Source organism: Limosilactobacillus viscerum, from assembly GCF_947387525.1.
Classification (GTDB): domain Bacteria; phylum Bacillota; class Bacilli; order Lactobacillales; family Lactobacillaceae; genus Limosilactobacillus; species Limosilactobacillus viscerum.
In genome coordinates this window covers 42,028-53,233 of the sequence record NZ_CANDNW010000008.1, presented here as the reverse complement: position 1 = coordinate 53,233, position 11,206 = coordinate 42,028, and the positions used below count along the sequence as shown (strand labels likewise).

The following is an 11,206-nucleotide window of genomic DNA, read 5'->3' as shown; positions in this document are numbered from 1 at the left end:
ATTTTTTCTTCAATCAATCGCTTTAGGTTAGTCGTTAAGGTGGTTTTACGACCACGATGACTAAGTTTAACTTCATGATCAGTTTGAGCCTTAACTGCGTGATACTCACCAGCTAAGCGATGAACCTCATTAAAGATAGTGGTTTTACTGAAGCCTAAATAATCGGCAATATATTGAAGTGAGTGCTTTTCATGATGAAGTGTTTCGATGACAACGCGATCTTCAAATGATAAAATAGTGGTGCCCATAAAGGTCCTTCTTTCTAATGGAATGTTGTGGTGACACCATTAAAGACCTTTATGGGTTTTTTGTCCACTAATATGTTCAACTTAAATTTTACAATCTGCCGAATGGAAAAACGAGACCTTATTAATTATTTAGCGCCGCTGTCAGGAGGGCTAATTCTTCGTCAACGGCCTGTTGATCAAGCTGGGTTAGTTCTTCATTTACCTTGACAAGCATTTTCCTCACCCCTTTCTACGCATTTCAATAAAGCGGTTAACAATGTTTTCAACGGTAAAGCCGTACTTGGCGGTGATCTCACCACCATTACCACTCATTCCAAAACTATTAACACCGATAACATCCCCATCAAGGCCAACATATTGCCGCCACATTTCAGGGGTTGCCATTTCAACAGCCAGCCGTTGGCGAACGCCATTTGGCAAAACCTTCTCCTGGTATTCAGCGCTTTGCTGGTTGAATACTTCCATGCTTGGTACGGAAACAACCCGGACATCCACGCTGTGTTGCTCTGCTAGTTGCTCCTTAGCTTGCAAGGCTAAGGAAAGTTCGGACCCACTGGCAAGAATGATGCCATCAGGCTGACTAGACTTTGCGTCAGCAGCAATATATGCACCGCGCCCTGCATCGGCATTAATTGTTTCAGCCAGTACTGGTAAGTTTTGACGTGAAGCAACAATGACGCTTGGCCGGTTAGTTGTCGTTGCAATTACCTTCCAGGCAGCAACAACTTCATTAGCGTCTGCTGGACGGAATACCTGAATATTTGGAATTGTCCGTAGCATGGCCAATTGCTCAACTGGTTCGTGGGTTGGCCCATCCTCACCAACTGCCAGTGAATCATGAGTAAAAATAAAGATTGATGGCAGGCGTTGGAGTGCAGCTAACCGAATGGCCGACTTCAGGTAGTCACTGAATACCATGAAGGTACTGCAGTAAGCACAACTACCACCGTGAAGGTTAATCCCATTAGTAGCTGCCGCCATGGCAAATTCACGAACCCCAAAGTAGATGTTCCGGCCGCCGTAATTTGATGGACGGAATACCTGGTCGTCCTTAATTGCGGTCTTATTAGAAGAGAAGAGGTCGGCCGACCCACCCCAGAATTGTGGGTTAGCAGCGGCAATGTCTTGCATCGTTTCCGCATTAGCAACCCGGGTTGATACCTGGTCCCCAACTTGGTGGTGGCTGCCGATGTTGTTTAAGTTAAGGGCCCGTTGTTCAATTTTCTGTGCTTCAGCAGGAAATTCACGCCGGTAGTTCTGATAAAGTTCTTCCCATTCCTGGTACTTCTTTTCCTTGGCGATTGCGTAGTGGGCAAATTGTTCATAGACAGCTTCAGGATACTCAAACGGTTCATATGGCCAACCGTAATTTTCCCGCGTAACTGCCACGTTGTGTTCACCCAGTGGGCAGCCGTGGACCTTGCTCGTGCCTTCATCTGGCGTGTTATATCCAATAATTGTTTTAACTTCAATCAGTGATGGCTGGTCAGTTTGCTGGGCATTTCGGATGGCCTGAGCAATTGCATCAAGGTCCGTTCCATCCTCTACCAACTGGTAATCCCAGTGAGCGGCCTTAAAGCGGGCGGCCGCATTCTCATTAGTACTCAGGTTTAGTGGACCATCGAGGGTGACATCATTTGAATCGTAGAGCACGATCAGGTGGCCAAGACGGTTCTTACCGGCAAGGTTAATTGCTTCTTCCGCTACCCCTTCCATTAAGTCACCATCACCAACGATTGAGTAGGTGAAGTGGTCAAAAATTGGGTAATCTGGGCGGTTATACTGAACGGCCAGGTGTCGTTCGGCCATCGCCATTCCGACAGCCATCCCGAAGCCTTGACCAAGAGGACCAGTTGAAGCATCAACACCAGCGGTCAGTTTATATTCAGGGTGACCAGGAGTCCGTGAACCGAGTTGCCGGAAGTTCTTAATATCATCCATCGTAACGTCAAAGCCGTTAAAGTGGAGCAGGCTGTATAAGAGCGCTGAACAGTGTCCACCTGACAGGACGAAGCGGTCCCGGTTAATCCACTGGTCATCTTCAGGGTTAAAGTTCAAAAACTTTTCCCAGAGGGTATAAGCCATTGGTGCCATGCCAATTGGCGAACCCGGGTGACCACTATTTGCCTTTTCGATCATATCAATGCTCATAAAGCGGAGAGCATTAACTGCTAATTGGTCACCAACCGTAAATTCACGCCGACTGGAACGAGTAAGCGTTGTGTTCAAACTACTAATCATTTAGAAATACCTCACTTGTTAATTAATATTCCGTCGACGTTGATATCACGTAAAACATCGACCATTTCATTTTCAAATACAAACCCGCCATAAATGATTCGAACCTGGCTTGCGGTATCACGGTCATATAGGATTTGAAGCAAGTCCCGAATTTGACGGTGGGAAATTCGGATGCGCTGGGCATCAGCTGGTAGACGACATTCAGCCGCCCAGCTTGGTGAATACACAATGACTAACCGGGAAACGTCAGCTTTAACAACCCCCTGCAGTGCATTTGCAAGGTGCCGGCTTACCTCGTTGGCAAAGTCAACTGGTGTCAGCCGCAAGTCACCCTCATCCAATTTCAATACCGGTACCCGGTCGCTCTGGAGGGCTACTTGCAAGAGCCTATTAACATCCCGTGATGGCTGATCAAGCATTGGAATTACTTGGCAATTGGCAATCGTTGTTGGTTCTTCACCTGCCAAGTACTTAACTGTTAATTCATCAGTATCCAGCCGTGCTAATTCAGGGACGAAATTTCTCTTTTTTAACATCACTATCACCTACGCTTACTTATTTTGAAGACGTTCAAACTCAGCCCAATCTTTCTTAAAGGTTGCTAACCCCTTATCAGTCAGCGGGTGGTTCCATAACTTAGGAATTAGGTGACCTGGGATTGTGGCAATATCACAGCCAGCCAGAGCAACCTGTTCTACGTGCTGACAGTGACGAATGGAAGCTGCAATGATTTCCGTCTTGTAACCGTAAATGTCAAAAATTTGCCGCAGCTTTTCAACCAGTTCCAGACCGCTAGCGCCGATATCGTCAAGCCGGCCAAGGAAAGGACTTACGTATGTCGCACCGGCCTTGGCAGCAAGCATTCCCTGCACGGCTGAGAAAACCAGAGTTACATTGGTCTTAATCCCTTCCTTAGAGAGAATGCTGACAGCCTTCAAGCCGGCTTCTGTCATTGGAATCTTAACAACAATGTTGTCCGCCCATGTGCTAAGCTTACGTGCTTGTTCAACCATTCCTTCTGTATCTTCGGCCGTTACTTCAGCGCTAACGGGGCCATCAACGATTGAACAAATTTGCTTCTCAACCGTCTCCCAGTCTTTTCCTTCACGAGCAATGATTGTTGGGTTAGTCGTCACCCCATCGAGTAAGCCCAGGTCATTAATCCGCTTAATTTCATCAATGTTAGCTGTATCTGCAAAAATCTTCATGGTGGTTATCTCCTCAAAATTTTAATTTCGCTGGTTAATCAGTATGCCTAAGTTCTTAACCGGTATTATTTTTGCTGTCAAGGCATGTAGACCAATTTATTTTTGTGCAACCAATTGCATAGCAGTGAGGGCAGCAATTATTTTTACTAAATTTTACTGTTTTTACTATTTTTATCTGCCTGTTTCATTGATATATTTGGATTTATTTCCAAATTTGCGTAGGTTAACAAATTCTGCTATTATTCATTTGTTCGATGATTTTTAGTGGAGATGACGGCATGTTTGTACGTTCTAGACAACTAGACCAATTAAAAGACTCAATAAGTGATTCCTCAATTAAGGTGATTTATGGCGTTCGGCGGGGAGGTAAAACCACCCTTTTAGAACAGTTTCGATCATATTTACGCCGGCAAGGGATAGCAGGAGAGCGGATCATTTATTATGATTTTGACCACGCAATTAATTCTCACTTGCTAGACCCCAACACTATTTCCCAGGAAATAAAAAAGAAGCTCACCGCCGGAAAGACAACCTTTGTCTTCCTCGATGAGCTTGAAAAATTACCAGATTATTCTGTTTTAATTGGTCGGCTGGTCAAAATGAAATCTGTTGACCTTTATGTCACAAGTTCCTCAATGAAAATTAAGGCATTAGCCGATATGTATTGCTGTCACTACATCTACCTTGGTCCGCTTAGCTTTCAAGAGTACCTTGCTTACCACCACTACGAGGCAACACTCAATAACCTCTACCACTACCTAAACAGTGGTGGCTTTCCGTTTGCCCAGGACATTCGCAGTCATTCTTCCATCCAAAACTACTTTGAAGATGTCATCAATACAATTATTGTTAACAGTTTTCTCCAAAAGGGCGCCCTTTGTAATCCTAGTCTTGCCAGACAATTAGCTGTCTTCCTCGCCAACCAGACTGGCCAATTTACCAATGTCTCCCAGGCAGTTACCGCCCTCCAGGATAATCAAATCAAGGTTTCGAATAAGACCCTTAGTGCCTACCTCACCCTGCTTCAAGATTCCTTTCTTTTTGCACCTTGCCAGGAATTAAACCGCCGCACTGGGAAAGCAAAGACGACCAATGTGCAGTACTTCCCGGTTGATTCCTGTCTACATTGGATACTAACCAACCACCACGGTGCACTTTCTGAAACCAACTTAACGACAGTGGTATTCAATGAACTACGCAACCGTGGTTACCAGGTATTCACCGCCTGCTCTGACCGTCATCCGGTTACCTTTATTGCTCGCCGCAATGGGCAGCAACACTTCTTCCAATTTAACTTTTCGATTCTTTCAGCCGCTGCCTACCAGCAGGCAACTGATGGCCTCCGTCACGTCCCAAATAAGTATCCAAAGACGCTAATCATTGCCAAGCCAGGTGACCTAACCTGGACCGAAAGTCATGAAGATTTTAAGGTTATTAGCCTTATTGAGTGGCTAATGGAGAAATAAATGACGGGCGTTAGTAAGGAGCAGGCCGACGTCTTTTCTAATTTTCCACAATTACTATGCAAGGTTTAGAAAAAAGGGGGGGGAACAGAAGTCCTTTTATATAGATCAAAAGTGACAGCGCGGTACACAAATGAGGTCCAGAGCCCGGCCAAAAAGCCGAACTCTGGACTTCTATTTGTGATCGCGGGGCTCGACAACGAAGTCGCAACCGACTTCTGTCTTGCTCCCTTTTATTGGTCATGCCGCAGGTACAAGCGATCAACAACATGATCCTTTGTCTTATGTAAAATCAAATCTGCCCGCGTCTTTGTTGGTAGGATAAACTCGGTTAGGTTTGGCAGGTCAACATCCTGCCATACTTTTTTCGCCATTGCAAAGGCTTCTTTACGGTCGCCCTGCGAATATGGATAGTAATAGTTTGACGGGTCAGTAAATGCGGTCTTAAGCAGGAGGCCAAACCGTTGCAAGTACCAATACTCAATTAAGTCTGGATCAGCATCAACGTAGATTGACCAGTCAAAGTAATCACTGACGTATAGCCGCTGGTTGGTTGGCAATTGAAGAGTATTGATTCCCTCCACAATTAGGATATCTGGCCGGTCAATTACCTGTGGCTTATCAGGCTGGACATCATAAACCTGGTGCGAATAGGTTGGCGCCTCAACGACTGGTTCACCAGCTTTAACGTCATTGAGGAACTTGAGGAGTTTCTCCATGTCGTATGACTCTGGGAAGCCTTTACGATTCATGATTCCGCGCCGTTTAAGTTCCGCGTTAGGGTAAAGGAAACCATCCGTGGTCATCAGGTCTACCCGCTTATCCGGCAGCAGTTTATTCAACAGGATACTCAGCAACCGCGCAATCGTACTTTTTCCAACAGCAACGGAGCCGGCAATCCCGATAATATATGGAACCCGCCGCACTGGCTGCTGGAGGAAGTTAGACTTTTGCATTTGCCATTCCAAAAAGTTTTGGTAGTGGAGCTGGAGCAGCTTAATCAAAGGCAAATACACGTCCTTCACATCCTGAATTGAGATGCGGTCGTTTAATGACTTAATATCATCCAAGTTCTCTTGGCTTAAGTGAACAGAATCAGCTGGAAAAAAGCTGTGCCACGTTTGCCGGTCAAATTGTTCGTAGTTCATCCATTCATCCATGTTCAAAATCCTTTTATTGTCTTAATGTAAACGGTTACTATCAATGATAGCACAATTTACAAAAGTTACCATTTTGTTCGGTACTTCACTTAATTTGTGACAAATACAGCAATCAGTATACCAAAAGTTAGCAATAAAAAAATGCCTGAAGACAAAATTATCTTCCGGCATTCTTAAAAATCCTATTCTCGCACCTTAACCCGGTTGAGAAGGAGGGAAGAACTGACAACAGATACGGAGCTGAAAGCCATTGCCAGCGCTGCAATTTCAGGACTAAGAGTAACTCCCAGGCCCGCAAAGATTCCCGCCGCAATTGGAATCCCAATCACGTTGTAAATCAGCGCCCAGAATAGGTTAAGCTTGATCCGGTTAAATGTCTTTTGACTCATTGTAAGTGCCCATCCAACACCACGAAGGTCATTTTGAACCAGCACAATGTCACCAGATTCAATTGCAATATCGGTACCAGACCCCATTGCAATCCCAACATCAGCTCTGGTCAGTGCTGGTGCATCATTAATCCCATCACCGACAAAGGCAACTTTCCCATTCGTTTGCAGTTGGGCAACTCGGTCGGCCTTTTCATTTGGCAAGACGCTCGCAACCACATCATCAATACCGACCTGGTCAGCAATTGCCTGGGCAACCCGCTCGTTGTCGCCAGTAAGCATCACCGTTCTTAATCCCTTTTCTTTTAAGGAGGTGATAGCTTCCTTTGACGTTGGCTTGGGTGCATCCTGGATTGCAAGCAGGCCAATTATCTGTTTGGCTAAACCGACAATAATTACCGTTTTTGCTTGATCTTGCAACTGACCAACCTGTTTTTGAAGTGCCGGTCCTATTTGGTAATCATGGGCCAGCTTTTCATTACCGACAAAAGCTAGCTGGCCACCAATTTCTGCCCGGACACCTTTTCCTTCGACCGCCGTAAAATTAGTAACCTCTTTTGGCATGATTTGTTTATCCTTTGCGGCAGTCAAAACTGCTGTAGCAAGTGGGTGTTCAGAGGATGCCTCAAGACTTGCCGCTACTGTCAGAACTTGTTTTTCATCACCAACAATGTCAGTTACCGTGGGCTTTCCAACGGTAACCGTCCCGGTCTTATCAAAAATCACGGTTTTTACCGCATTAACTTCTTCAAGTGCCTCGCCATTTTTAATCAGGACCCCCATCTTGGCAGCCCGACCTGTTCCAACCATCAATGCGGTTGGAGTTGCCAAACCAAGTGCACATGGACAAGCAATTACAACTACTGAAACCGCAAATAGCATTGCTTGGACCATGCTGGCCCCTAGTAATGCGTACCAAGCAACAAAGGTGATAATCGCAATAATTAATACCGCCGGCACGAAGATTCCCGAAATCCGGTCCGTTAAGTTTTGAATTGGTGCATGACTTGTCTGCGCCTTTTTTACCATCTCTACAATTTGGGCCAGCATTGTGTCAGCCCCCACTTTGGTTGCGTTAAAAGTGAAGCTGCCGTGACCGTTGATTGTGGACCCAACTACGTTATCACCAGGGCCCTTTTGAACGGGCATACTTTCTCCGGTGATCATCGATTCATCAACTGTGGTTTGACCGTTGACAATCACACCGTCAACCGGCACCTTTTGCCCGGGTTTAACTTGCAAGAGGTCCCCTACTTGAACTTCATCGAGTGGCACACTGACAAACGTATCACCACGTTTAACTAGCGCCTCCTTTACTTGGAGGTCCAACAACTTGCGAAGGGCATTAGAAGCATTATTATGCATCCGCTCTTCCATCATGTCACCCATTAAGACAAAGACGGTAATAAAGGCGGCACTTTCAAAGTAAACCGCACGGCCCGTGGCCATTGCAAACAGACTATAAAAATAGGCAATCCCGGTTCCCACCGCTACCAATGTGTTCATATTGGCATTATGATGGAGAAATGCCGCCCAGGCACTAGTCCAGTACGGCCATGCACCAATGACTATAATCAGGGTCGTGACAACGAGCGCAATCCAATTATGCCCTGGCATCATTATGTGGAAGGGCATTAACACCATTTGCAGCAATAAGGGGATCGCAAGAACCAGTGAGATCCAAAAACGGCGAGTGGTTGAAAGTCGCATTATTTAACAACCACCTTTCCGTGGAACATATCCATCCCACAGGCAAAGTTAATCTCACCTGCTTTATCGGTTGGCACATCAACCGTTGTTACCTTCTTCTTTGTCAGGTCTTTATCAACCCCGAGCGAAGAGAAAACAACGTGGGATAAGCAAGCGGTGTGGTCCTGCATGTCAAAATTAACCTTTGCTGGAACCCCCTTCTTCAACACTACCGTTGATGGCGAGTAGCCACCCTTTACTACCACCGTCGCCGTTTGAACGTTATTTCCCTGCTCAGCAGCAGTACTACTTTCCTGGTGCTTACCAAAGAACCACCAGATAATTAAACCAATCAACACGATTCCAATAATAATCGCCAAAATACTACCCATTTTTATTCACCTCTCCGTTTATCGTTTACAATTGTAATCATAACTTCACGGTTACTTTTTGTCAACATGAATGCATAAAAAGGTTCATGGCATCGGTCGGCTATACATGTACACAAAAAGGCCCGGCGTCTGGCAAAAAGCCAAACTCTGAGCCCTCGTTTGTGTTTTCCCTATGGTTTAGGGAAATTCAATTTTGGATAATCCTTTAATTCAGGAGCATTAGTTGTGTAGTCATCAAAGGTACTTTGGTTGTTATTCTCCGACTTCACACTCGTCTTTTTCTTCTTCTGCGCGTTCTTCAAGTTCTGCAGACTCTTCTTCAGGTTGTAAGTGTAATCCTTCTTATCAACCTTCTTGAAGCCTGGAAGCTTGTAGAAGCGAAGCAAGTCACCGTTCATTACCCGGTCGGACAGTGCTAGTTCAGTTGTAACGTACTTTTGAATCTTGCCAAACTGCTTCTTTTGACTGGCGGTAGCCTTCGTAATCTGCTTACCATTCTTGGTGTAGTAGTAGTCACCGTTGTACTTTGTGTACTTTGGTGTTACCCAGTCACCATTCCGGAATGGTACGATCTGGTTGCGCTTAGGCGACAGTAAGTCTTGACCAAACTGAATGTAGTTCTTTGAACTAATTCCTAGCAAGTCTTCCAGCGTTGGCAGAACGTCAATTTCACCACCATAAGTGTGATCAATTCCACCCTTCAGCCCCTGCATATTAATCATAAATGGAACCTTCTGGAACATTGCCAAGTCATAATTAGTCAGTTTCTTCTTGTGCAAGATATGGGCAATCGCTGCCTGGTGGTTGTTGGAAATACCGTAGTGGTCCCCATAGAGGATCAGCACACTATTTTGTCGCAAGCCAGACTTGTCCAAGTAATCAAGGAACTCACCAAGTGCTTCATCAAGGTAGCGAGCAGTTTGAACATAAGGATCAACGGTGTTATCACCCGTATTCCATGCTTGGATATCCTTATTTTGCTTGTCCAAGATGTATGGATAGTGGTTAGTAACCGTGATGATCTTAGCGTAGAACGGTTGTGGAAGTTGCTCAATATAGTGGGCACTTTCCTTCATGAAGATCTTGTCCTTCATCCCGTAACCGGCATCATAATCCTTCGTCTTTGGGAAGTACTCCTTACTGAAGAAATACTGGTAACCAAATGACTTGTAAGCATTATCCCGGTTCCAGAAGCTTGGTACATCCCCGTGGAATGAAGCGGTTGTGTAGCCAAGCTTTTGGTGAAGCAACGCCGGTGCTGACTGGAATGTGTTAGTTGTCCCGTCAGTAACCATTGCTGAACCTTCAGGCAAACCGTACAGGGAGTTTTCCAACATCATTTCGGCATCGGCCGTCTTACCCTGGCCAACTTCGTGGAAAAAGTTGTCGAAGGCTAACGTGTCATCAGCATGGTAAAGCTTATCCAGGTTAGGCATTACTTCTTGCCCGTCCTGCTTGTAGTCAATCATGAATTGCTGCAGACTTTCCAAGTGGATGACAAAGATGTTCTTACCCTTTGCCACACCTTCATACTGAATGTTTGGTCCCGCGTAATTGTGGTGGATGAAGTTCAGTACAGGCTTCAGCTGGTTTTGGTCGGCCCGGGCCTTAATTACACTGTTATGGGTGGTTTTAATCCCATCATAAATAGTGTAGGCCTGTAAACCGAGGTACTTAACAATGTAATTATTATCAAACGTCCGGGTCAGCAATTGTGACCGGTTCGATTCTGCCATCCCTAAGTTAGCCCCAAAGAGGACAAAGCCAAGGGCCGTCACCGTCATTGCGTAACGGATCTTGAACCGGCGCATATCTACCCGGATAACGTGAAACAGTAAAATTAACGCAAGAATAATGACGTCCGCGTAAACCAAAAAGTCTTCGGGACGCATAATTCCCATCAAACTCTTCCCTAGGTTGTTGGACGCGGCACCGGAACCCTTAATGACATTAAAGGTGATAAAGTCAGAGAATTCCCGGTAATATAGAATGTTTGAGAACAGCCAGGTCGACAGTAATGCATTGATAATCAGCATTAACCAGTACGATAACCGTCCCCGGAAGTACAGCGCGATCCCCAGGAACACTAACGCTCCCGGGATTGTGTTGAAGGCAAGTAGGAAGTGTTGCATACTTCCCTTTAAACCAAGGTTAAATTCGTTTTGATAAGCCCAGTAACTCTTAATACAGAATAAGAGTACCACGAGCAGAAAGAACCCCAGCTTGGTATTCAAGCCGTGTCGCAGCTTCTGCAACGCTGTTTTCATTGATTCGTTCCTCCATAAAAAAATATCAACTTACACAATAATACACTTTAATAGCCAAAGGCAATCATTCATAGCCCATTTTTTCAAAAAGTTTAAATTTATTTAAGCGGGCTAAGGTTAAACGATATTTACGGATAACTAATAAAAAT

At 45.2% G+C, this 11,206-nt stretch carries 9 protein-coding genes; 1 reads left to right on the top strand and 8 read right to left on the bottom strand.

What is annotated here, in order from left to right:
• The 4 genes from QOS07_RS03965 to fsa all read right to left on the bottom strand — a co-directional run.
• Positions 1–248, bottom strand: a 248-nt coding sequence (locus QOS07_RS03965; protein WP_283587711.1) for a helix-turn-helix domain-containing protein, incomplete at its 3' end; no start/stop codon positions are given.
• Positions 249–467: 219 nt separating this feature from the next.
• Positions 468–2,489, bottom strand: a complete 2,022-nt coding sequence (gene tkt / locus QOS07_RS03960) for a transketolase (RefSeq protein ID WP_283587710.1) — start codon at positions 2,487–2,489, stop codon at positions 468–470.
• An 11-nt stretch (positions 2,490–2,500) separates the two neighbouring features.
• A complete protein-coding gene (locus QOS07_RS03955) occupies positions 2,501–3,025 on the bottom strand; it encodes a triose-phosphate isomerase (RefSeq protein WP_283587709.1) in 525 nt (174 codons plus the stop codon).
• Between the two features lie 15 nt (positions 3,026–3,040).
• A complete protein-coding gene (gene fsa, locus QOS07_RS03950; RefSeq protein WP_283587708.1) occupies positions 3,041–3,697 on the bottom strand; it encodes a fructose-6-phosphate aldolase in 657 nt (218 codons plus the stop codon).
• Between the two features lie 278 nt (positions 3,698–3,975).
• Here fsa and QOS07_RS03945 point away from each other — a divergent pair, with 278 nt between their 5' ends.
• The gene (locus tag QOS07_RS03945; protein WP_283587707.1) at positions 3,976–5,163 is read left to right on the top strand and encodes an ATP-binding protein; all 1,188 of its coding nucleotides are present in this window, start codon (positions 3,976–3,978) and stop codon (positions 5,161–5,163) included.
• A 230-nt stretch (positions 5,164–5,393) separates the two neighbouring features.
• On the opposite strand, the gene coaA is transcribed toward QOS07_RS03945, so the two are convergent.
• The 4 genes from coaA to QOS07_RS03925 form a co-directional block, all read right to left on the bottom strand.
• Positions 5,394–6,320 carry a type I pantothenate kinase gene (coaA, locus tag QOS07_RS03940; RefSeq protein ID WP_283587706.1) on the bottom strand — a complete coding sequence of 309 codons (927 nt, stop codon included), beginning with the start codon at positions 6,318–6,320 and terminating at the stop codon, positions 5,394–5,396.
• Between the two features lie 182 nt (positions 6,321–6,502).
• A complete protein-coding gene (locus QOS07_RS03935) occupies positions 6,503–8,419 on the bottom strand; it encodes a copper-translocating P-type ATPase (RefSeq protein ID WP_283587705.1) in 1,917 nt (638 codons plus the stop codon).
• On the bottom strand, positions 8,419–8,790 hold the full coding sequence (locus tag QOS07_RS03930; RefSeq protein ID WP_408613291.1) for a cupredoxin domain-containing protein: 372 nt from the start codon (positions 8,788–8,790) through the stop codon (positions 8,419–8,421). Before QOS07_RS03930 ends, QOS07_RS03935 begins: the two co-directional genes overlap by 1 nt.
• A gap of 170 nt (positions 8,791–8,960) precedes the next feature.
• Positions 8,961–11,057, bottom strand: coding sequence for an LTA synthase family protein (locus QOS07_RS03925; protein WP_283587704.1), 2,097 nt, complete (start codon positions 11,055–11,057; stop codon positions 8,961–8,963).
• Between the last annotated feature and the right edge of the window lie 149 nt (positions 11,058–11,206).

What these genes read in the sequence shown, in the direction of transcription:
- tkt (WP_283587710.1), bottom strand. Translation starts at nt 2,489, where the DNA reads ATGATTAGTAGTTTGAACACAACGCTTACTCGTTCCAGTCGGCGTGAA.
- QOS07_RS03955 (WP_283587709.1), bottom strand. Translation starts at nt 3,025, where the DNA reads ATGTTAAAAAAGAGAAATTTCGTCCCTGAATTAGCACGGCTGGATACT.
- fsa (WP_283587708.1), bottom strand. Translation starts at nt 3,697, where the DNA reads ATGAAGATTTTTGCAGATACAGCTAACATTGATGAAATTAAGCGGATT.
- QOS07_RS03945 (WP_283587707.1), top strand. Translation starts at nt 3,976, where the DNA reads ATGTTTGTACGTTCTAGACAACTAGACCAATTAAAAGACTCAATAAGT.
- coaA (WP_283587706.1), bottom strand. Translation starts at nt 6,320, where the DNA reads ATGGATGAATGGATGAACTACGAACAATTTGACCGGCAAACGTGGCAC.
- QOS07_RS03935 (WP_283587705.1), bottom strand. Translation starts at nt 8,419, where the DNA reads ATGCGACTTTCAACCACTCGCCGTTTTTGGATCTCACTGGTTCTTGCG.
- QOS07_RS03930 (WP_408613291.1), bottom strand. Translation starts at nt 8,790, where the DNA reads ATGGGTAGTATTTTGGCGATTATTATTGGAATCGTGTTGATTGGTTTA.
- QOS07_RS03925 (WP_283587704.1), bottom strand. Translation starts at nt 11,057, where the DNA reads ATGAAAACAGCGTTGCAGAAGCTGCGACACGGCTTGAATACCAAGCTG.